General features: G+C 75.6%; 20 protein-coding genes and 1 pseudogene. 11 read left to right on the forward strand and 10 right to left on the reverse strand.

The features are described from left to right. Positions 1 to 39: 39 nt before the first annotated feature. The 4 genes from K1Y72_RS00085 to K1Y72_RS00100 all read left to right on the forward strand — a co-directional run bounded on the left by K1Y72_RS00085 (position 40) and on the right by K1Y72_RS00100 (position 2,357). Positions 40 to 426: a DUF7715 family protein gene (locus K1Y72_RS00085; protein WP_220161987.1), complete on the forward strand. Its 387-nt coding sequence runs from the start codon at positions 40 to 42 to the stop codon at positions 424 to 426. Positions 427 to 451: 25 nt separating this feature from the next. Further along, positions 452 to 748: an MTH1187 family thiamine-binding protein gene (locus K1Y72_RS00090; RefSeq protein WP_220161988.1), complete on the forward strand. Its 297-nt coding sequence runs from the start codon at positions 452 to 454 to the stop codon at positions 746 to 748. A 96-nt stretch (positions 749 to 844) separates the two neighbouring features. Further along, positions 845 to 1,114, forward strand: a complete 270-nt coding sequence (locus K1Y72_RS00095) for a hypothetical protein (RefSeq protein ID WP_220161989.1) — start codon at positions 845 to 847, stop codon at positions 1,112 to 1,114. A 103-nt stretch (positions 1,115 to 1,217) separates the two neighbouring features. Next, positions 1,218 to 2,357, forward strand: a complete 1,140-nt coding sequence (locus tag K1Y72_RS00100; protein WP_220161990.1) for a PucR family transcriptional regulator — start codon at positions 1,218 to 1,220, stop codon at positions 2,355 to 2,357. Here the strand turns inward: K1Y72_RS00100 and K1Y72_RS00105 are convergent. From K1Y72_RS00105 to K1Y72_RS00115, 3 genes are all read right to left on the reverse strand, one after another. Next, positions 2,309 to 4,279, reverse strand: coding sequence for a hypothetical protein (locus K1Y72_RS00105; protein ID WP_220161991.1), 1,971 nt, complete (start codon positions 4,277 to 4,279; stop codon positions 2,309 to 2,311). The two genes, K1Y72_RS00100 and K1Y72_RS00105, sit on opposite strands and share 49 nt — an antisense overlap. Positions 4,280 to 4,403: 124 nt before the next feature. Continuing rightward, positions 4,404 to 5,174 (reverse strand): NUDIX hydrolase, encoded by a 771-nt coding sequence (locus tag K1Y72_RS00110; protein WP_220161992.1) that lies wholly within the window; start codon positions 5,172 to 5,174, stop codon positions 4,404 to 4,406. A 12-nt stretch (positions 5,175 to 5,186) separates the two neighbouring features. Continuing rightward, a complete protein-coding gene (locus K1Y72_RS00115; RefSeq protein WP_220161993.1) occupies positions 5,187 to 6,806 on the reverse strand; it encodes an APC family permease in 1,620 nt (539 codons plus the stop codon). Between the two features lie 284 nt (positions 6,807 to 7,090). Between K1Y72_RS00115 and ggt the strand changes: the two genes are divergently transcribed. The 3 genes from ggt (at position 7,091) to K1Y72_RS00130 (ending at position 10,304) form a co-directional block, all read left to right on the forward strand. Continuing rightward, positions 7,091 to 8,932 (forward strand): gamma-glutamyltransferase, encoded by a 1,842-nt coding sequence (ggt, locus tag K1Y72_RS00120; RefSeq protein WP_308286813.1) that lies wholly within the window; start codon positions 7,091 to 7,093, stop codon positions 8,930 to 8,932. A gap of 51 nt (positions 8,933 to 8,983) precedes the next feature. After that, complete coding sequence (gene cutA, locus K1Y72_RS00125) at positions 8,984 to 9,358, forward strand: divalent-cation tolerance protein CutA (RefSeq protein ID WP_220161995.1); 375 nt, start codon at positions 8,984 to 8,986, stop codon at positions 9,356 to 9,358. Positions 9,359 to 9,440: 82 nt separating this feature from the next. Then, positions 9,441 to 10,304, forward strand: coding sequence for an oxygenase MpaB family protein (locus tag K1Y72_RS00130; RefSeq protein ID WP_308286814.1), 864 nt, complete (start codon positions 9,441 to 9,443; stop codon positions 10,302 to 10,304). A 41-nt stretch (positions 10,305 to 10,345) separates the two neighbouring features. Here the strand turns inward: K1Y72_RS00130 and K1Y72_RS00135 are convergent, their stop codons facing one another. Beyond that, complete coding sequence (locus K1Y72_RS00135; protein WP_220161996.1) at positions 10,346 to 11,902, reverse strand: DHA2 family efflux MFS transporter permease subunit; 1,557 nt, start codon at positions 11,900 to 11,902, stop codon at positions 10,346 to 10,348. 79 nt (positions 11,903 to 11,981) lie between these two features. Here K1Y72_RS00135 and K1Y72_RS00140 point away from each other — a divergent pair, with 79 nt between their 5' ends. Further along, a complete protein-coding gene (locus K1Y72_RS00140; RefSeq protein WP_220161997.1) occupies positions 11,982 to 12,506 on the forward strand; it encodes a MarR family winged helix-turn-helix transcriptional regulator in 525 nt (174 codons plus the stop codon). Positions 12,507 to 12,551: 45 nt separating this feature from the next. On the opposite strand, the gene K1Y72_RS00145 is transcribed toward K1Y72_RS00140, so the two are convergent. The 6 genes from K1Y72_RS00145 to uraH form a co-directional block, all read right to left on the reverse strand. Next, positions 12,552 to 12,851 carry a metal-sensitive transcriptional regulator gene (locus K1Y72_RS00145; protein WP_220161998.1) on the reverse strand — a complete coding sequence of 100 codons (300 nt, stop codon included), beginning with the start codon at positions 12,849 to 12,851 and terminating at the stop codon, positions 12,552 to 12,554. 124 nt (positions 12,852 to 12,975) lie between these two features. After that, a complete protein-coding gene (locus tag K1Y72_RS00150) occupies positions 12,976 to 13,566 on the reverse strand; it encodes a histidine phosphatase family protein (protein WP_220161999.1) in 591 nt (196 codons plus the stop codon). Between the two features lie 46 nt (positions 13,567 to 13,612). Continuing rightward, entirely contained in the window at positions 13,613 to 14,731 is a 1,119-nt protein-coding gene (ald, locus tag K1Y72_RS00155; protein ID WP_220162000.1) for an alanine dehydrogenase, read from the reverse strand. Positions 14,732 to 14,867: 136 nt separating this feature from the next. Further along, positions 14,868 to 16,046: a glycerate kinase gene (locus tag K1Y72_RS00160; RefSeq protein WP_308286815.1), complete on the reverse strand. Its 1,179-nt coding sequence runs from the start codon at positions 16,044 to 16,046 to the stop codon at positions 14,868 to 14,870. 61 nt (positions 16,047 to 16,107) lie between these two features. After that, positions 16,108 to 17,562, reverse strand: coding sequence for an NCS2 family permease (locus K1Y72_RS00165; RefSeq protein ID WP_220162001.1), 1,455 nt, complete (start codon positions 17,560 to 17,562; stop codon positions 16,108 to 16,110). 128 nt (positions 17,563 to 17,690) lie between these two features. Continuing rightward, the gene (gene uraH, locus K1Y72_RS00170) at positions 17,691 to 18,041 is read right to left on the reverse strand and encodes a hydroxyisourate hydrolase (protein WP_220162002.1); all 351 of its coding nucleotides are present in this window, start codon (positions 18,039 to 18,041) and stop codon (positions 17,691 to 17,693) included. An 87-nt stretch (positions 18,042 to 18,128) separates the two neighbouring features. Here uraH and K1Y72_RS00175 point away from each other — a divergent pair. The 3 genes and pseudogenes from K1Y72_RS00175 to K1Y72_RS00185 form a co-directional block, all read left to right on the forward strand. After that, positions 18,129 to 18,485: pseudogene (locus K1Y72_RS00175) on the forward strand (PucR family transcriptional regulator); the annotation flags it as partial. A gap of 15 nt (positions 18,486 to 18,500) precedes the next feature. Then, entirely contained in the window at positions 18,501 to 19,799 is a 1,299-nt protein-coding gene (locus K1Y72_RS00180; RefSeq protein WP_220162007.1) for a helix-turn-helix domain-containing protein, read from the forward strand. A 4-nt stretch (positions 19,800 to 19,803) separates the two neighbouring features. Beyond that, positions 19,804 to 21,021 (forward strand): DUF5685 family protein, encoded by a 1,218-nt coding sequence (locus K1Y72_RS00185; RefSeq protein ID WP_220162009.1) that lies wholly within the window; start codon positions 19,804 to 19,806, stop codon positions 21,019 to 21,021. The last annotated feature ends 14 nt before the right edge of the window (positions 21,022 to 21,035 follow it).

A 21,035-nucleotide genomic window follows, 5' to 3' on the forward strand; every position in this document is an offset into this window, starting at 1 on the left:
GAAGTACGGTAAGGCCGTCAGGGGAAGAAGGGGCCTGCCGTGAAGCTGCTGACCGCCACCAACACGACTCAGGGCTACCGGGACAACGATTTCGACTGGTGCGTCGAGGGCGAGCTCGTCCACATCGGCGTCGTGTGCGCCCGCGACCGCGACGACCCCGACGGCGGCTGCGGCTGCGGCCGCGCGTTCGCGGGGCTGAACTCCCACCGCGCCACCACCACCGCGATGGTCCGCGAGGTCCCCGGCTTCACCGAGGCCGACTACCGCGAGGCCATCCGCAGCAGCCTGGAGCAGCAGGGCTACGACCCCTCCTACGCCGAGCACGAGGCGGCCACCCTGCGCACCCTCGTCCGCGACTGGCCGGTGGGGGTCATCGTCGAACGCCGGCTGGATGAGATCGTGGTGCGGCAGGTGGTCCAGCCGTAGGGGGGACCGCGGAGAGGGGGAGGCCATGCTGGTCGCGTTCTCGGTGACGCCGCTCGGGACCGGGGAGGACGTCGGGGAGATCGTCGCGGAGGCGGTCCGGGTGGTGCGGGCGAGCGGCCTGCCGAACCGCACCGACGCCATGTTCACCACCGTCGAGGGCGAGTGGGACGAGGTGATGGCGGTCGTCAAGGCCGCCACCGACGCCGTCGCCGCGCGGGCGCCGCGCGTCAGCCTCGTCGTCAAGGCCGACCTGCGGCCCGGCGTCCGGGACGCCCTGACGGCGAAGGTCGAGACGGTCGAGCGGCACCTCGCCGCGGAGTGAGCCCGCCGGGCGGCCCGCAATGAACCCGCCGGTGTGCGGCAAAGGCGTTGGAGATCACCGGTCGCGGGCGGGGCGGCGCTGGCTAGGTTGCTGCCCATGTCGAACAACGCGGCGCACGAGATGTCCCCGGCGCAGGCCCGGCTGGCGGGGCGTTTCGCCGGCAACCCCGGGGATCCCGGCATGGCCGGCGCCACCTACGCCGGGCAGCAGGTCATGACGGGCAAGGAGCTGGATCCCGCGGTCACCGGGCTGATCGCCTGGCTGCCGCCGGCGGGCGGCGCGCTCACCGCGGCCGCCATCGACCGGTGGACCGAGGCGGCCCGCTCGGTCCTCACGCTCGCCTACGTGTCGGGCGGCGAGGAGTAGGGCGGCGGGCCGGGGCGGGCGGCGGGGGCTGTACCGGGCGGGAGGATCTTCGTAGCCTGGCAGCCCCCGACCCGTTCGGCCCGATCCCGTCTGGAGGCGCCCGGTGGCCAGGTCCGCGGCCGTCGCCGAGACCCTGGGCTGCCTGGTGCGCGAGGCCGAGGCGGTCGTGGACCTGGTGCTGGACCGGGTGGCCGCCGAGATCCCCTCCTACGCGCGCGTCCCGCGCGCCCTGCTGCGGCCGGGCGTCGCCGCGAGCGTCCGCGACGGCATCGCCTTCCTCATGGACGGCGAGGGCCGCGGCCTGGACGCGGCGGCCGCCGGCGCCGACCGGGCGGCCCGCGGCATCCCCGTCGAGGACGTGCTGCGCGCCTACCGCGTCGGCGTCCGCACCGTGTGGGAGCGGTTCGCGGGGGAGGCCCGGCGGCGGTCCGCCGACCCCGACGAGATCCTCGCCCTGGCCGAGCGGGTGTGGGAGTGGGCCGACGACGTCATGGTCCGCGCCGCCCGCGAGCACCGGCGCGTCGAGCTGGAGACCGCGCTCGACGCGCAGCGGCGGCGCGGCGCGTTCATCCGGGCCGTCCTGTCGGGGACGCAGAGCCCCGAGTCGCTGCCCGCGCAGGCCGCCGCGTTCGGCCTGGACCCCGACCGCGCGTACGTGCCGTTCCGGGCGCGCGGCCCCGGCGACGCGCGCGCCATCGTCACCGCGCTCGTCCCCTACCTGCCGCACACCGCGCCGCCCGTCACCCTGCTGGACGGCGACGTCGCCGGGCTCCTCGCCCGCCGGCCCGCCGCGCTCCCGGAGGGCGTCGTCGTCGGCGTCGGCCCGGCCGTGCGGCCCGCCGCCGCGCGCCCGGCGTTCGAGCAGGCGTCCCGCGCGCTGGACGCCGCCGCCCGCTTCGGGCTGACCGGCGTGCACGACCTCGCCGGGCTCGGCCTGCGCGCCGCCGTCGTCGCCGAACGGGAGGTCGGCGCGCTGCTGCACGAGCGCTACCTCGCGCCGCTGCGCGCGCTGCCCGACATCGAGCGGACCCTCGTCGCCTACCTGGCGGGCGGGATGCACGTGGAGGACACCGCGCGGGCCCTCTACGTGCACCCCAACACGCTGCGCAACAGGCTGCGCCGGTTCGAGGAGCTGACCGGCGCCGACCTGCGCGACCACGGCACGCTCGCCGAGCTGTGGTGGGCGCTGGCCTATCAGGGCGTGATCACGCAGGGCGCGCCGCCGCACACGTCCACGACCTGACCGGTCTCCAGGAACGCCGCCTTCTGCCGGCGCGCGTCGGCGTTGTTGCGCGGGTCGGAGTGCGGGTCGCGGCCGGTGGTCGGCGGGGTGTTGGTGAGGGGCGGCGCGGCGGCGCCCGAGTCCCACATGACCAGCGCCGACCCCGCGTACGGGTAGGACGTGATCGCCGGGATGCCCCAGAAGGGGACCTTGTCGGCGCTGCGGCCGGGCACCAGCGCCGGGGCGTGCAGGCGGGCGCCGATGGTGCGGGCCTCGACCTCGGCGGCGACGGTCGCGACCTGGTGGTCGCCGAACGCGGTGTGCAGCAGGACGCGGTGCGCGGGGGTGCCGGGCAGCGGGTCGGTGGTCAGGTGCTGGGCGTAGCCGTCGGCCTCGCCGCGGTCCCAGAGCATCTGGATGAGCGCGAGGCCGAGCTGCTGGTCCAGCTTGTCGGGGTAGAACAGGTCGAGGACCTGCGCGTACTCGGGGAAGTCGGCGCTGCGGTTCAGCAGCGTGCTGTAGTTCATCGCCGGGACGCCGAGCACGGCGCGCCGGACGTCGGGGGAGACGGCGGTGAGGGCGCCGCCCATGATGCCGCCCTGGCTGTTGCCGTCGTAGGTGAGCTGGGCGGACGTGTCGATGACGGGTTTCCCGCCGGCGTTCTGGAACGCCTTGTCCCTGCCGAACCCGGTGGTCATGGCGCGGCCGAGGAAGACGAAGTCCAGCAGGCTCTGCTGGAGCCGGTCGGCGACGGTCTCGAACCGCGACAGGTCGGCGAGCGCGGTGATGACGTTGGGGACGTCCTCGCTGGACATCCCGACCCACTTGGTCGCGCAGAACACGAAGCCGTGCTCGGCCGCCATGGCCTTGACGTTGCCCGCGCCGACCTCGCCCTCGCCGCCGAGCAGGCCGTGGCCGTAGAGGGCTGGCTTGGCGGGCGCGGTGAGCGCCGAGCGGGGGATCTCGCACTGGAACGTCACCGGCTGCACGTTGCCGAGGGGCCGCGCGGGCAGGCCGTCCTTGCCGTAGTTGAACGCCGAGCCGGGGATGCCGCCGGGCAGGTTCAGGTAGCTGGGCGCGGCGAGGGTGCCCTGCACCTCGCGGGCGATGGCGCCGTCGGCGTTGTCGGTGACCTTGGTGACGACGAAGCCGGGCGACTTCCCGCCGAGCTGCTTCAGCGACTCGTCGCGCATCTTCAGGACGCGCCCCGACAGGCTCTGGCGGGACGCGACGGTGAAGTCCCAGGCCAGGTAGAGGCCCGTCCTGGACACGCCGTTGCGGGCCAGCGCGTCCAGGACGGGGCGGGCGGCGCGCTGGCGCGCGGCGAGCGGGTCGGACGCCGGCAGCGCCGCGCCCGCGATCTTGGCGAAGGCGGGGTTCGGGGCGAGGGCGGCGCCCGCGGAGTCCTTGAGGTTCCGCAGCGCGACGGCGTAGTGGTGGCCCTCCAGGAAGTTGCGGGCGGGCCGCACGATGAGCGCCCGGCGGGCGGGGTCGGTGGCGTTGGCGTCGAGCTCGGCCCAGTAGGGCCAGCGCTTCCCGGTGGCGGTGTCGACGATCACGATCGGCGCGGCGGGGTCCAGCGACGCGCCGATGTCGGTGATCGGCGCGGCGCCCGTCCGCGCCAGGTCCAGCCCGGCGACCCGCGTGAGCAGCGGCGAGCCGGGGGAGAAGCCGTCGGAGCGGTTCCAGGCGGCGGGCCGGATCGGCAGCCCGACCGAGTTCTTCAGCGTCGTGGTGAAGTGGATCCGGCGGCCGGTCGGCGTCGAGGGGTCGGCGACGGTGTTGTAGTCGTTCGGGAACGGCAGCAGGCACGAGGCCGGGTCGATCGGGTCGCAGCCGGGGTCGGGCGCCGCCGCGCGGGCGGGCGGGGCGCCCAGCAGCCCGCCCAGTAGCGCGGCCAGGACGAGGGGCGCGGCGACCGGCACCGTGACGCGAACACGCAAGGCAGACCTCCCGGAGACTCCCCGAGATCAGACCGCCGACCGCCTGCGGGGGTCAATCACGGTTCGCACACCGGGTGTTGTGGGTTCCCACCGGCCCCCGCCCGCCCCCGCGCCCGCGCGCACGTCAAGGGCCGGGCGGGGGCTCCTCGCGGCCGGGGCGGAGCAACGCGGGATGCAGCAGGGCGGCGCCGCCCGCCCGGTAGAGGCGGGGGCGCGGGCCGCCGCGGCGCCCGCCGGGCCCGGCGGTGCGGCCGGTGTCCACGACGAAGCCGGGCACCGACAGCACCTTGCGGTGGAAGTTCCCGGCGTGCAGCTCCTCACCCCACACCGTCTCGTAGACGGCGCGCAGGTCGGGGATGGTGAACTCGGCGGCGCAGAACGCGGTCGCGAGCGGGGTGTACTCCAGCTTGCCGCGGGCGCGCTCCAGGGCGTCGGCGAGGATGCGCGAGTGGTCGAAGGCCAGCTCGGGGACCTCGCGCACCGGCGTCCACGCCGCGTCCGACACGTCGCCGCCCGCGCGCGGGTCGGGCAGCGCGGGCGCGAACGCCAGGTAGGCGACCGAGATGACGCGCATCCGCGGGTCGCGGCCGGGCGCCCCGTAGGTGCCGAGCTGCTCCAGGTGGACGCGGTGCAGCGCGCCGTCGCCCGCGCTGAGGCCGGTCTCCTCGGCCAGCTCGCGGACCGCCGCCGCGGGCAGGTCCTCGGCGTCGCGGACGGCGTGCACGAACCCGCCCGGCAGCGCCCACATCCCCGTGTAGGGCGGGTGGCCGCGGCGGACGAGCAGCACGTGCAGCGCCCCGCCGCGGATGGTGAGCGCGACCACGTCCACGGTCACCGCGACCGGGTCGTAGTCCCTCGGGTCGTAGCCCGCGAGCTCCTCCCGCCCGGCGTCCATGGCGCCAAGGTATCAGCGCCGGTGGCGGCCCCCGGGGGAGGGCGGCGGCGCCGCCAGGGGCACCGGCGGCGGGGCGGCCGGGGGCGGGGCGTCCAGCCGGACGGCGGCGGGCGGCGGCTCGTCCAGCAGCGCCCGCATGCGGCTGCGGCGCCGCCCGTACAGCAGGTAGACGGCGAGGCCGGCGGCCATCCAGGCGCCGAAGCAGGCCCAGGTCCGCACCTTCAGGTTCAGCAGGAGCCAGCCGACGGCGACGAGGGTGAGGGTGGACAGGGCCGTCGCCGCCGGCATCCGGAACGGCCGGTGCAGGTCGGGCCGGTCGCGGCGGAGGACGGGCACGGCGGCGGCGACGAACAGGAACGCGAACAGCGTCCCGACCACCACCAGCTCCTGCAGCGTGAACACGTCGAGGACCTGCGACATCACCACGGCCGCGCCGCCCGCGACGGCGGTCGCGCGCGAGGGCGCCTGGAAGCGGCTCATCCCCGACAGCGCGGACGGCAGCAGCCCGTCGCGCGACATCGAGAACACCACCCGGGTCAGGCTGATCAGCACGACGAGCACGACCGAGGTGAGCCCGAGCACCGCGCCGACGTCCACGACCTTGCCCATCGCGCCCGCGCCGACCATCGCGAACGCGGCGCCGAGCGCCGGGCGGGCGGGATCCAGGCGCCGGTAGGACACCATCCCGACCATCGCGAGGGCGACGCCGAGGTAGAGCACGACGGCGGCCAGGAGGGCGTACAGGATGCCGCGCGGGACCTTGCGGGGCGCGTCCTCGGTCTCCTCCGACGCCGTCGCGACGAGGTCGAAGCCGATGTAGGCGAAGGCGATCGCGGGCGCGGCGGCGAGGACGCCCCACACGCCGAACACCTGCGGGGAGCCGCCGGTGAGGTGCCCGGCGACGGCGTTCAGCACGGTGGGCCCGCCCGACGCCGGCGCGGGCCGCGCCGGCGGCACGAACGGGACGAGGTTGGCGGGCCGGAAGTAGCGCAGCCCGGTGCCGATGACGAGCGCGATCACCAGCAGCTTGGCCGCCACCATGACCCGCAGCGTCCGCAGGCCGAGCCGCCCGCCCGTGGCGAGCAGCGCGACGAGCAGGAGCAGCAGGACCAGCGCGGGCACGTCGGGGCCGGTCTGGCGGCCCATCACGCCGGCGACCGCGGCCGGCACCGGCACGCCGAAGTCGGCGAGGGCCTGCGCGGCGTACAGCGACCAGGCCCGCGCGACGACGGACGCGGCGAGCAGCAGCTCGGCGATCAGCGCCCAGCCGACGATCCACGCCCACACCTCGCCGAACGCGACGTAGGTGAAGGAGTAGGCGCTGCCGGCGACCGGGACGATCGACGACAGCTCGGCGTAGGCGAGCGCGGCGAGCAGGCAGGCGCCGCCCGCGAGGACGAACGACACGATCACCGCGGGCCCGGCGGTGCCGGCCGCCTGCGCCCCCGAGATCGTGAAGATGCCCGAGCCGATCATCACGCCGAGGCCGAGCACGACCAGGTCGCGGGTCCGGTACAGCACGCGCAGCCGGTGCCGCCCGCCGTAGCGCTGCCCGGTCGCCAGCTCCACGGGCAGGCGGCGGAAGACGGTGTTGCGGTCCGCGGGCCGGGGCGCGCGGGTGTTCCAGGTCATCGGCGGGAGCCCCCCTGGCCTGGCTCGCGCGCCGGCCGCGCGGCGGAGGTATGGGAGTCCCCAACAATTCCCCATGAATAGGTAAATTCGCAAGAATTTCGCCGGTATTCGTCGGTCCGCGGCCCCGTATTGGCCTGCGGGAAGGGGTCCGCGGCGATAGAGAAGGCGCTAATTCGCGATCTGTACCGTCCGTATGCCGCCGTTTCGGCCGGGGCCGGACGGGAACGTGGCGCCGCGTGAAGTTCGGTGGCACGGTGGTGGCGCCGCGTTCCCCAGGAGGTCCCGTGTTCCGCAGCACGCGCCCGAACAGGCCGCTCCGCCGGCCGCTGGCCGCCGCCCTCGCGCTCACCGCCGGGCTGTCCGCCGCGGCCGCCGCGCCCGCGTCCGCGCTCGCCGCCCCGGCACCGGCCCGGCAGCCGGTCGCCACCGGCTCGGGCGGCGCGATCTCCACGGTGGACCCCGACGCCAGCCGCATCGGCCTGGAGGTGCTGGCCGAGGGCGGCAACGCGATGGACGCCGCCGTCGCGGCCGCCGCCGCCCTCGGCGTCAGCGAGCCCTACGTCGCGGCGATCGGCGGCGGCGGGTACATCACCTACTACGACGCCCGCACGCACCGCGTGTCCACCTTCGACGGCCGCGAGACCGCGCCGCGCGCGATGCGCGCCGACTCGTTCGTCGACCCCGCCACCGGCAAGGCGCTGCCGTTCGACGAGGCGGTGACCAGCGGCCTCAGCGTCGGCGTCCCCGGCACCGTCGCCCAGTGGCAGCGGGCGCTCGACGCGTTCGGCAGCCGCCGGCTCGGCACGCTGCTCCAGCCCTCGATCGCGCTGGCCGACCGCGGCTTCGTCGTCGACCAGGAGTTCTACGACGAGACCGTGCTGAACCAGGCCCGGTTCAGCGCGATCGAGCCGACGCGGCGGCTGTTCCTGCCCGGCGGCGCGCCCCGGCCCGTCGGGTCGGTGTTCCGCAACCCCGACCTCGCGAACACCTACCGGGAGCTGGCCCGCAAGGGGCCGTCCTGGCTGTACGGCGGCGGGCTCGGCCAGGAGATCGTGAAGACGGTGCGCAAGCCGCCGGTCGCCGCCGACGCCACCCGCACCGTGCGTCCCGGCCTCATGCAGGCCGGCGACCTCGCCGCCTACCGGGCGCTGTCGCCGAAGCCGACGCGGGTGAGCTACCGCGGCCTCGACGTCTACGGGATGCCGCCGGACTCCTCGGGCGGCACCACCGTCGGCGAGGCCCTCAACATCATGGGGAACTTCCGGCTGAGCGCCAAGGACACCGTCGGCGCCCTGCACACCTACCTGGAGGCGTCCAAGCTCACCTACGCCGACCGCGCCCGCTACGTCGGCGACCCCGCCTACGTGAAGGTCCCGACGCGCGAGCTGCTGTCCAGGGGCTTCGCCCGCGAGCGCGCCTGCCTCATCGACCCCGCCAAGGCGCTCACCGCGCCCGTCGCGCCCGGCGAGCCCGACGGCCGCTACGGCGGCTGCGCGCCCGCCGCGCAGGGGCAGGCGCTGCCCTACGAGGGCCAGCAGACCACCCACATGGTCGTCGCCGACAAGTGGGGGAACGTCGTCGCCTACAACCTCACGATCGAGCAGTGGGGCGGCAGCGGCATCACGGTGCCGGGGCGCGGGTTCCTGCTGAACAACGAGCTGACCGACTTCACCCTCCAGCCGCCCGCGCCCGGCGCGGCGCCCGACCCGAACCTCCCGGCGCCCGGCAAGCGGCCGCGCAGCAGCATGGCGCCGACCCTGCTGCTGAAGGACGGCCGGCCGAGGCTCGCCCTCGGCAGCCCCGGCGGGTCCACCATCCCGACCACCGTCCTGCAGATCCTGCTGAACCGCCTCGACCTCGGGATGAGCCTGCCCGCCGCGCTCGCCGCGCCCCGCGCGACGCAGCGCAACACCCCGCAGGTGCAGGCCGAGCAGGCGTTCATCGACCGGTACGGGGCGGCGCTCGGCGCCCGGGGGCACCAGTTCGCGCTGTTCGCGGGCCCGCCCGCCGGGGTGATCGGGGCCGCCACCGCGCTGGAGTTCGTGCGTCCGGGCGTCGTCCAGGCCGTCGCCGAACCGTCCCGCCGGGGTGGCGGCAGCGCCCTGGTGGTGCGGCCCGCCCGCTAGGACCGGCGGCCGGCGCGGTGGAAACGGCCGCGGCGGGGAAGGAAGCCCGGCATGGCGTCCGCATACGTCCAGGTGACCACCACGACCGATTCGCGCGCCGAGGCCGCCGCCATCGCCAAGGCGGCGGTCGCCGAGCGCCTCGCCGCCTGCGCCCAGCTCGTCGGCCCGATCGCCAGCACCTACTGGTGGGAGGGGGAGATCGAGTCGGCCGAGGAGTGGCTGGTGCTGTTCAAGACCACCGCCGGCCGGTTCGACGAGCTGGCCGCGCTGATCGGCGACAACCACTCCTACGACACCCCGGAGATCATCGCGACGCCCGTCGTCGCGGGCAGCCTGGACTACCTGGCCTGGATCGCCGAGCACGCCGACCCGGCCGGGCCGGGGGACCCGGCCGACCCGGACGCGCCGGGCCCGGCGGGCGTGTGACCTGCGCCATACCGGGTAGATAAGTGGGTGATTACCCTGGAGTGAGCGGCGGCGCGGGCCGCCGGGCGAGAGGGGGCCGGTCGTGGCAGGGGTCGTGGCGGGGCAGGACTACGGGCTGTTCGGTCCGGGCTCGGTGACCTGGCGGGTGATGGGCGAGCCCGTCCTCATCGTCGGCGGCGTCCGGGCGCTGCTGCTGCAGTCCCTGCATCCGCACACCATGTGGGGGACGGCGCAGAACTCCGAGCTGATGGACCCGAGCGCGGCCTGGTCGCGGCTCGCGCGCACCGTCGAGTTCGTCCGCGTCCGCACCTACGGCACCCGCGACGAGGTGGAGCGGGTCGGGCGGCGCGTCCGCAAGCTGCACGCCAAGATGTCGGGCGTGGACCTGCGGACCGGCGAGACCTTCCCGCTCGACGAGCCGGAGAACCTGCTCTGGGTGCACATGGGCGAGGTCGACTCCTACCTCGACGTGGCGCGCCGCTCCGGCGTCCCGCTGAGCCGCGCCGACGCCGACGCGTTCGTCGACGAGCAGCGCCGCGCCGCCGAGGTCGTCGGGCTCGACCCGGCGAACGTCCCGGCGTCGGTGCAGGACATGCGCGACTACTACCGCGACATGCGCCGCCACGTGTGGGCCTGCGACGAGGCCCGCCTCGGGCTGCGCCGCATGTTCAACCCGGCGGTGCCGGCCAAGCTCGTGCCGCTGAAGCTCGCCGCGCCCGCCGTCGGGGCGCTGGTCGTGTCGACGCTGCCGCGCTGGGCGCGCCGCATGTACGGGCTGCCGGGCCTGCCGACGTCCGACCTCGCCGCGACGCTGACGCTGAAGGGCCTGTACCGGACCACCCGGGTCATCCCCGAGCGGTACCGGTACTCCCCGGACGCCCAGCGCGCCCTGCGGCTCACCCGCGAGAACGGCGACGGCGCCGCGGCCCTGTCGATCGCCTCCTGACGCGCCCCGGGCGCCGGCGTGCGGCACCCGGGGGCGGGCCGTCAGACGGGGGGCTCGACGGGCACCGCGTTGTGCGCGCTGCCCTTCCGCGGCAGCAGGAACGCGGGCAGGATCAGCACCGCGGTGATGCCGAGCGCCACCCAGAAGGTGGTGCCGAAGGAGTCGGCGAGCTGCGGCGCGACGTGCACCCGCACCGACTCGGGGATCTGCCCGAGGTGGCTCTCGCCTCCGCCGCCGCCCGGCTGCTGCGGCAGGTTGCCGCTGATCTGCCGGGTCAGGATGACGGCGAGCAGGGCGCTGCCGAACGAGCCGCCGAGCTGCATGATGATGTTGAGCGAGCTGCTCGCCCGCGACACCGCCGCGCGCGGCAGCGTGGTGAGCGCCGCCGACATCGTCGGCATCATCGTGCAGCCGAGGCCCATGCCGCGCACGAACAGCGAGGCGCTGAGCAGCCAGTAGGAGGTGCCGGCCTCCACCTGGGTGAAGGCGACGGTGCCGAGGACGATGAGCACCACCCCGAACGGGACGACGCGCCCGGCGCCGAGCCGGTCGGTGAGCAGGCCGCCGACGGGCATCGCGAACGCCGCGCCGAGGCCCTGCGGGGCCAGCAGCAGGCCGGCCGCGAGGGCGCCCTCGCCGCGGCCGATCTGGTAGTACAGCGGCAGCAGCAGCAGCGACCCGATCAGCGCGATGCCGACCAGGAACACCATGAACGAGGCGGTCGCGAAGGTGCGGTCCTTGAACAGCCGCACGTCGATCAGCGCCTTCTCGCGCCGGCTCAGGCTGTGCGCGACGAACAGCGCGATGAGGACGGCGCCGCCCGCGATCCAGGCCAGGGTGGACGGCTCGCCGAACCCGCCGTTGCCGCTGGCGGTGGACAGCCCGTAGATCAGCAGCACGAACCCCGGCGGCAGCAGGGCGAGGCCGCGCAGGTCGAGCGTCGCGCGCGCCTCGTGCGGCGCCTCGCCCGGCACCTTCCACCAGGCGAGCGCGAGGGCGAGCGCGCCGACCGGCAGGTTCACGAAGAAGATCCAGCGCCAGTCGGCGTTCTCCACCAGGTAGCCGCCGATGACCGGGCCGAGCACCGGCCCGAGCAGCATCGGCACGCCGATGATCGACATCATCCGGCCCATCCGGCGCGGCCCGGCGGCCATGGTGAGGATGGCCATGCCGGTCGGCATCAGCATGCCGCCGCCGAGTCCCTGCACGACCCGGAAGGCGATCAGCGACTCCACGTTCCAGGCGAGGCCGGTGAGCGCGGAGCCGAGCACGAACAGCACGATGGAGGTCATCCACACCCGGCGGCCGCCGAAGCGGTCGATGGCCCAGCCGGTGAGCGGGATGACGGTGCCGAGGGCCAGCAGGTAGCCGGTGACCACCCACTGGATGGTGGACAGGTCGGTGCTGAAGTCGCGGCCGAGCGTCTGCAGCGCGACGTTGACGATCGTGGTGTCCAGCACCGCCATCACGGTGCCGGACACGATGACCAGCCCGAGCACGATCAGGGAGCGGTCCAGCCGGTCGGAAGGGGCGTCCGCGGGCGCGGGGGGAGCCGCCCCCGGTGCCGCGGGCGCGTCGGTGGTCGGGTGGTCGGTCATGGTCGGGTCCCCTCGCCATGAGATAGCTTGAAGTTCAACGTTCTTGAGTCCATCACGAAGATGTGTTGAAATTCAAGACATGAGCGGAAACGGTATCGGGGACGGCGCGGAGACGGACGTCGCCGTCCTGGTCCGGCTGCTCGGGCGGATGGTGCGCAACGTCAAGAGCCACGGGGGCGGCCGGCTGATCGAGCGGGTCAAGGACGCGGGCCTCGGCCCCCGGCACATGCCGGTGATGTTCGCGCTGGTCATGGGCGGCCCCGCGCCCGTCGGGGCGCTCGCGGCGGAGGTCGGGCTGAGCCCGGCGACGGTCAGCCAGCTCACCGGCGAGCTGGAGCGCGCGGGGTTCGTCGTGCGCAGTCCCGACGAGGCCGACCGGCGGCGCACGATCGTCAGCGTCCACCCCGACTACGGCGCCGACGCCGAGCGGTTCGTCGAGAGCCGGCTGGCGCCGATGCGCATGACGATGGAGCGGCTCGCGCCCGAGGACCGGGCGGCGTTCCTGCGCGGCTGGGAGCTGCTGGTGCGGATGCAGGAGGAGGTGCTCGGCACCGGGCCCGGTTCCGGCGGGCACGGCCTCTGCGGCCCGCCGGACGGCGGCTGACGCGGGGCGGGCCGGAGGGGGGCGGGCCGGAAAGGGGCGGGGCGGTCAGCCGCGGCGCATGAGGCGGCCGACGGCGGCCATCAGCTCGGTCGACATCTCCTCGCTCTTGCCCTCCTCGGCGCCCTCGACGACGCAGTGCCGGACGTGCCCGTCCAGCAGCCCGAGCGCGACCTTGTCCAGGGCGGCCTGCACGGCGCTGATCTGGGTGAGGACGTCGATGCAGTAGCGGTCGTCCTCGACCATGCGCTCGATCCCGCGCACCTGGCCCTCGATGCGGCGCAGCCGCGTCTGGAGCTGGTCCTTGGTGGCGGTGTAGCCGCGGGTCGGGGTGTCGCTGCCGGCCATCGTCGGTCCCCTCCTGAGTAGCCCCGGGGGGAAACCCCCGGAGGGGTATTCTATATGGCCCGTTCTGTCCTCGGCCGGGCGCCGACCGGGAGTCGGCCGCCGGCCGGCGAGGAGGCCCGGGACGTCAGCGCGCCGGGACGTTCCAGGAGGTGATGACGTCGCGGTCGTGCTCGGTGCCGAGCGTGGACAGCGTCCCGGTGCCGAGGGCGAACAGCCGCCCGCCGGCGGCGGGCAGGCCGAGCCAGCGGGCGGTGAGGACGCGCAGCACGTGCCCGTGCGCGACGAGCGCGACGTCGCCGCCCTCCAGCCGCTGCCGGGCGCGGGCGATGACCCGGTCCACGCGGTCGCCGACCTGCTCGACGGTCTCGCCGGGGTGGCCCTCGGCGCCGGGGACGACGCCGTCGTCCCACAGGTACCAGCCGGGGCGCTCGCGCTGGATGTCGGCGGTGGTGATCCCCTCGTAGCCGCCGTAGTCCCACTCCCACAGGTCGGGGTCGATGGCGTCGGGGGTGAGGCCGGCGAGCGTCGCGGTGCGCTGGGCGCGCTCGGCCGGGCTCGCGACGACCTGCGCGACGGGCCGGTCGGCGAGCAGCGGCGCGAGCGCCCTGGCCTGCCGTTCGCCCTCCTCGGTGAGCGGCAGGTCGGTGCGGCCGGTGTGCCTGCGGGCGCGGCTCCACTCGGTCTCGCCGTGCCGCAGCAGGATCAGTTCCCCCATGGGGTCACCCTAGCGGGCGGCGCGGCGCCGCCCGCGGGCCGCCCGGTCACCCGGCGAGGACGTCCTCCAGCGGGGTGTGCGCGAGGCCGTGCGCCTCGGCGACCTGCGCGTACACCAGTTCCCCGGCGTGGGTGTTCAGGCCGAGCGCGAGGGCGGGGTCGGCGCGCAGCGCGTCCCGCCAGCCGAGGTCGGCGATCTGCACCGCGTAGGGCAGCGTCACGTTGGTGAGCGCGTTGGTGGAGGTGTTCGGGACCGAGCCCGGCATGTTCGCCACGCAGTAGAAGATCGACTCGTGCACCCGGTAGGTGGGGTCGTCGTGCGTGGTCGGGCGCGAGTCCTCGAAGCAGCCGCCCTGGTCGATGGCGATGTCCACCAGCACCGAGCCCGGCCTCATGTGCGCGACCAGGTCGTTGGTGACGAGCTTCGGCGCCTTGGCGCCGGGGATCAGCACCGCGCCGATGACGAGGTCGGCGGCGCGCACCTCCTGCTCGATCGTGTAGGCGTTGGAGACCAGCGTCTTCAACCGGCCCTGGTAGATGGCGTCGATGTGCCGCAGCCGGTCGACGCTGACGTCCAGGATCGCCACCTCGGCGCCCATGCCGACGGCGATCTGCGCGGCGTTCAGCCCCGACACGCCGCCGCCGATCACCACGACCTTCGCCGGGGCGACGCCGGGGACGCCGCCGGGCAGCACGCCGCGGCCGCCGTTGGAGCGCATCAGGCTGTAGGCGCCGACCTGCGGCGCGAGGCGCCCGGCGACCTCCGACATCGGGGCGAGCAGCGGCAGCGACCGGTTCGGCAGCTGGACGGTCTCGTAGGCGATCGCGGTGACGCCCGCCTGGAGCAGCGCGTCGGTGCACTCGCGGGACGCGGCGAGGTGCAGGTAGGTGAACAGGGTCTGGCCGCGCCGCATGCGGTGGAACTCGTCGGCGACCGGCTCCTTGACCTTCAGGATCAGCTCGCCCTCGGCCCAGACCGCGTCCGCGGTGTCGGCGATCTTGGCGCCGGCGGCGGTGTAGTCCTCGTCGGGGATGGCCGAGCCGGCGCCCGCGCCGCGCTCGACGACGACCTCGTGGCCGTGCCGGGCCAGCTCGTGCACCCCCGCCGGCGTGATGGCCACCCGGTACTCGTTGTTCTTGATCTCGCGGGGTACGCCGACCTTCATGATCTCCTCCGGAGTCGCCGACCAGGGCGCTCGCCTGGCCTTACGACTTCAGGGTGGGCCGGGCGGCCCCGGACGTGCCATGTCCAACATGTACGGTCGTTCCCCGATAAATTGACACTATGTAAGAGCGGGGGCGTCAGCGCCCGGCCGGCGCCGGGGGCAGCCACTCGGCGGCGATCGCGACGGTGAGCTCCTCCAGCAGCGATCCGGCCCGCCGGGTGCGGCGGGCCGGATCGCGCTCGATGTCCTCCAGGGCGTAGACCGCCTGGATGCGGGCCCGGCGGAGCTGCTCGCCGGTGAGCCCCCGCCGGCAGGCGACCGCGACGACCTGCGCGCCCGCCCGCGCCGCCGCCCGCGCCACCCCGGCGGGTGTCCCGCCGCGCAGCGACGCGGCGTCGAGCGTCGCCTCGCCGGTGACGACGAGCCGCGCCCCGCGGGCCTTCTCGGTGAAGCCGAGCAGGTCCAGCAGGAACGGCGTGCCCGGCTCCACGGTGGCGCCGAGGAAGGCGAGCGCGGCGAAGCCGACGCCGCCCGCCGCCCCGGCGCCCGCCAGGTCGCGGGCGGCCCGGCGGGACGCGGCCTCGGCGAGGTCGGCCCAGCGGCGCAGCCCCGCGTCGAGCAGCCGCGCCTCTTCCCGGCCCCCGCCGCTCCGGTGGCCCGCGGCGGCGACGCCGGCGCGGCCGAGCAGCGGCCCGCCCGCGTCCCCGGCGATCACCACCCGCACCCCCGACAGGTCGGGCAGCCCGCGCAGGTCCAGGGCGTGCAGGGCGCGCAGCGCGGCGCCGCCGGGCGGCAGGTCGTTGCCGAGCGCGTCGAGCAGCCGCCCGCCCATGCCCTGCACCATCCCGGCGCCGCCGTCGGCCCCGGCGGCGCCGCCGAGGCCGAGGACGATGCGGCGGGCGCCCATCCGGACGGCGTGGACCAGCAACTGGCCGGTGCCGGCGCTCGTCGCGGTGAGCGGCTGCGGGCGGCCGTCCGGCACCCGCCGCGCCCCCGACGCCTCCGCCATCTCGACGAGGGCGGTGTCGCCGCGGACCGCGAGCGCCGCGGTGACCGGGCGCCCGGTCGGCCCGCAGACCCGCACCTCCACCCGGCGCCAGCCGGCCGCGATGGCGGCCTCGGCGGTGCCGTCCCCGCCGTCGGCGACCGGCAGCGCGACCAGCGGGACGTCGGGGCGGACGCGGCCGAGCCCGGCCGCCAGGTGCCCGGCGACCCGCGCGGCGCTGAGCGCGCCGGCGAACCGGTCGGGCGCCAGCAGCACGTGGCCGCGCGGGCGGGCGTCGAGGCGGGGGTCGGGGGGAGAGTCCGCGGACACCACAGCCACGCCTTTCGCGCCGGGGGGTAAGGCCCTACCTTCTGCTTACGCCATGTCGGCACTATTTGACACCCAGAACGTCCTCCACGACGTTCAAACCGAAGTAGAGCAGGAACACGACCGACACGACCCAGAGCAGCCAGCCCGCGTCGCGCGGGCGCCCGCGGCTCACCTTGATCAGCGTGTAGGCGACCAGGCCGGCGCCGATGCCGTTGGTGATCGAGTAGGTGAACGGCATGAACACGATGGTGAGGAACGCCGGGATCGCGATGTCCAGGTCGGCCCACTCCACCTTCGCGACCTGCGCCATCATCAGCGCGCCGACCAGCACCAGCGCGGGCGCGGCGGCCTGCGCCGGGACGACCGCGGCGAGCGGGGTGAGGAACAGCGTGACGACGAACAGCGCGCCCGTCGCGATGTTGGCGAGGCCGGTCCGCGCTCCCTCGCCGACGCCCGCCGCCGACTCCACGAACACGGTGTTCGCCGAGGACGAGGTGATGCCGCCGAAGGCGGCCGAGACGCCGTCCACGGTGAGGATGCGGCCGAGGCCGGGCAGGCGGCCCTGCTCGTCGACGAGGCCGGCCTCGTCACCGAGGCCGAGGATCGTGCCCATCGCGTCGAAGAACCCCGACAGGACCAGCGTGAACAGCACGACGAGCGCGGTGAGGACGCCCGCCTCGGCGAACCCGCCGAACAGGCTCACCTCGCCGAACAGCCCGAAATCGGGGACGGCGAAGAACTTGTCGGGCAGCTCGGGGGTCACGATGCCCCAGGAGCCGACGCCCTGCTTGGGGATGGAGGCGTTGGACTGGATGACGATCGCGACGATCGTCGCCACCACGATGCTGATCAGGATGGCGCCGGGCACCCGCCGCACGTACAGCACGATCATCAGGACCAGCGCGAGCGCGAACACCGCGCTCGGCCAGGTCGCCAGCTTGCCGCCGATGCCGAGCGCGAGCGGCGGGCTCGCGGCGCTGGAGGAGATGAACCCGCCGTCGTAGAGGCCGACGAGCGCGATGAAGGCGCCGATGCCGACCGCGATGGCGTGCTTGAGCGCCAGCGGGATGGCGTCCATGATCAGCTGCCGGACGCCGGTCAGCGCGAAGATCACGATGATGACGCCCTCGATGACCACCAGGCCCATCGCCTGCGGCCAGGTCATGTGCGGCGCGGCCTGGAAGGCGACGACGGCGTTGATGCCGAGGCCCGAGGCGAGCGCCATCGGCACGTTGCCGACGAGGCCCATGACGATCGTGGTGACCGCGGCCGACAGCGCGGTCATCGTGGTGAGCTGCGGGATGGACAGCTGCATCCCGTTGACGTCCTTGGCGCCGCCGAGGATCAGGGGGTTGAGCAGGATGATGTAGGCCATCGCCACGAAGGTGGTGACGCCGCCGCGGAGCTCGCGGGGGACGCTGCTGCCTCGCTCGGTGAGGTGGAAGAAGCGGTCCAGGGCGCCGCGCGGCTCGCCGGGCGGCGTGCCCTCGGCCGTGGCGGTGGTGGGGTGGGACATCGGATTCGGCTCCGGTGGTGTTCGGCCGGTCAGGGGCCGGCCTGGGAATAAGGCCAGCTCAGCCTAACTGCCCGTGATCACCCGTCGGTGAACCGGTGCCCCCCCGGCCGGCCCCGCGGCCCGGCCGGTCAGCCGCCCCGGTAGGTGGAGTAGCCGAAGGCGCCGAGCGCGAGCGGCACGTGGTGGTGCTCGCCGCCGTCCGCCACCGTGAAGATCACGCTGATCTCGGGGTAGAAGGTCGCGGCGCCCCGCCCGGCGAAGTAGCTGCCCGACCCGAAGCGGAGCCGGTAGGTGCCGGGCCCGGTCGGGTCGTCCGCGGCCGCGCCGGGCGCCGCCGGGGCGCTCCAGCGGCCGTCGTCGCCGGTCGCGCCCTCGGCCAGCGGCTCCCAGGTGTCGTCACGGTAGCGGTCCAGGCGGACGGGCAGGCCGGCGGCGGGCCGGCCCAGCTGCTGGTCCAGCACGTGCGTGGAAACGGTCATGGCGCTAGTACAGCAGCCGGCGCCCGGCGGGGTGGGGGAGGTCCGGCGCGGCGCCCGGCGGGCGGTCCGTAATAGCCTGCCTTGGTGCGAATGCGAGAGTTGGCGGGAACGACGGGCGACGCGGGCCGCCGCGTCGACTCCTACGCGCTGCTGCTGGCCTCGGTGCCCGCGCAGGTGCGGGGGGACTTCCGGCGCCGGCTGCTCGGCCCGCTGGAGGACTACGACGCCGGCCGGCACGCCGACCTCGTGCACACCCTGGAGGTCTTCCTGGCCTGCTCGGGGTCCTGGAGCCGGACGGCGTCCCGGCTGCATGTCCATGTGAACACGCTTCGATACCGAATCAGGCGGATCGAGGAGCTCACGGGCCGGGACCTCGGCACACTGGAGGACCGAGTCGACTTCTTCCTCGCCCTGCGCACCGCGCGCCCGGCGGGTACCTCCTAGGTGGGTGGACGAACGATGGACCGCGAGACGTTGGGACAGCGCATCCGCGCGCTGCGCATCCGCCAGGGCATCAGCCAGGCCCAGCTGGCCTTCCCCGAACTGTCCGACAGCTACATCTCGCTCATCGAGAGCGACAAGCGGGTGCCGGCCCCGAGCGTGATCGACCTGCTGGCCGGCAAGCTGAGCTGCTCGGCGACCTACCTGGTGAGCGGCGTCAGCGAGGACGTGGTCGACGAGCTGCGCGTCACCCTGGACTACGCCGAGATCGCGCTGCGCAACGGCGCCGCCGCCGAGGCCCGCACCCGCTTCGCCGAGGTGCTGGCGAGCGCGGACGCGGTCGCGCTGCCCGACATGCTGCACCAGGCCCGCTGGGGCCACGCGCTCGCGCTGGAGGCGGCGGGCGGCCTGGAGGAGGCGATCGGCGAGCTGCGCACGCTCACCGCCGAGGCGTCCGCCGAGGCCGACCTCGACCACTGGGCCCGGGTGCACATCGCGCTCAGCCGGTGCCTGCGCGAGCGCGGCGACGCCACCGCCGGGGTGCAGGTCGCCGAGGAGGCGCAGCGGCACCTGGTCGCGACCGGCGCCGACTCGACCGAGGCCGCGGTGCGGCTCGGCGCCGCGCTGCTCGGCGCCTTCGTCGAGCGCGGCGACCTCGTGCGGGCCCGCCAGCTCGCCGCCCAGGTCGTCGAGCGGGCCGAGCGCGTCGGCACCGCGAGCGCCCGCGTCGTCGCCTACTGGCAGGCCGCCGCCGTCGCCGAGGTCCGCGGCGAGTACGACGAGGGCGTCGCGCTGATCGAGCGGGCGCTGCTGCTCGCCGGCGAGCTGCCCGACCCGCGCGAGCTGAACCGGCTGCGCGTCTCCTACGCCGGGCTGCTGCTGCGCGCCCACCCCGACCAGGCCGCGCACGCCCTGGACCTGCTCGGCCGGGTGCGGGCCGAGAGCGCCGCGCAGGCCGCCGGCGAGATCGACACCGCGCTCTGCCTGACCGAGCTGGCCCGCGCCGAGACCGCCCTCGGCCGCCCCGGCGAGGCCGTCGCGCTCGCCGAGGAGGCCCTGGACCTGCTCGGGGACGCGCCGCGCCGCGCCGCCGCGAGCGCGCTCACCGTGCTCGGCGAGGCCCACGTCCGCCTCGGCCACCGCAACCGGGCGGTGGAGGCGCTGACCGGCGCCGCCACCCACCTGGAGCGGATGGAGTCCGCGCGGGAGGCCGCGCAGACCTGGTTCGATCTCGCCGAGCTGCTCGCCGAGACCGGCGGCCAGGAGGACTCCCGGCTCGCCGCCTACCAGCGCGCCCTCACCTGCGCGGGCGTCTGACCGGATGTTCGGAGTCGTCCGCCCGTGCAGGCACGGGCTCTGCGGGACGCTGTTCAAGGACTGGATGGCGCACCTGTGCGGCCTCTGCCTGGCGCTGCGCGCCGAGCACGGCCAGGCCGCCCGGCTCGCCACCAACTACGACGGCCTGCTCGTGTCGGTGCTGGTCGAGGCGCAGGCGCCGGACCGCTCGCCGCGCCGCGAGGCGGGGCCGTGCGCGCTGCGCGGCATGAAGGGCGCCGAGGTCGTGGCGGCCCGTGCCGAGGGCGCCCGGCTCGCCGCCGCCGCGTCGCTGCTGCTCGCCGCGGGCAAGGCCCGCGACCACGTCGCCGACGGCGACGGCCCCTACGGGCGCCGGCTCGTCGCGGCGGCCGCCGGGCGGATGGCCGGGCGCTGGGACGCGGCGGGCGGCCGCACCGGCGCCGCCGTCGGGTTCGACCCGGCCGTGCTGCGCGACGCCGTGGCCCGCCAGCCGCTGCTGGAGGCCGCGGGCGGGCGGACGCTGCCGGAGCTGACCGAGCCGACCGAGACGGCCGTCGCGGCGGTCTTCGCGCACACCGCCGTCCTCGCGGGCCGCCCGGGCAACGCCGCGGCGCTCGCCGAGGCGGGCCGCTCCTTCGGGCGGCTCGCGCACCTCCTCGACGCCGTCGAGGACGCCCCCGCCGACCTGGCCGCGGGCGCCTACAACCCGCTCGTCGCGACCGGCACCGCGCCCGCCGAGGCGCGGCGCCGCTGCGACGACGCCCTGCACGGCCTCCGGCTCGCCCTCGCCGACGTGGAGCTGGCGGAGCCGCGCCTCGTCCGCGCCCTGCTGGACCGCGAGGTCCGGCGCTCGGTGGACCGCGCCTTCGCCGCCCACTCCGGGCAGGGCGGCCCCGGCCGGTGGGAGCGGCCCTACGGGCCGCAGCAGCCGTACCCGCCGCAGGGGCCGTACCCGCCGCAGGGGCCGCCGCCGTCCCATCCCGGCGGGGGCGGCGGCTGGGGCGGCCACGGCGGGGACGGCTTCCACGGCAAGGGCGGGACGCCGCGTCCGGGCTTCCCGCTGCCGTGCCTGGCGGGCGGCGTCGTCTGCGTGACCTGCGGCGTCTACCAGCCCGAGTGGAGCGAGCACCGCGGCGCGGACTGCGCCGACCGCTGCTGGTGCACCCGGCACTGCGACGGGAGCTGCGACTGCGACTGCGACTGCTGCGACTGCTGCTCGTGCTGCGACTGCGGCTGCTCTTGACCAAGCGACCGCTT

The organism is Actinomadura parmotrematis (assembly GCF_019458805.1).
Taxonomy (GTDB): Bacteria; Actinomycetota; Actinomycetes; order Streptosporangiales; family Streptosporangiaceae; genus Spirillospora; species Spirillospora parmotrematis.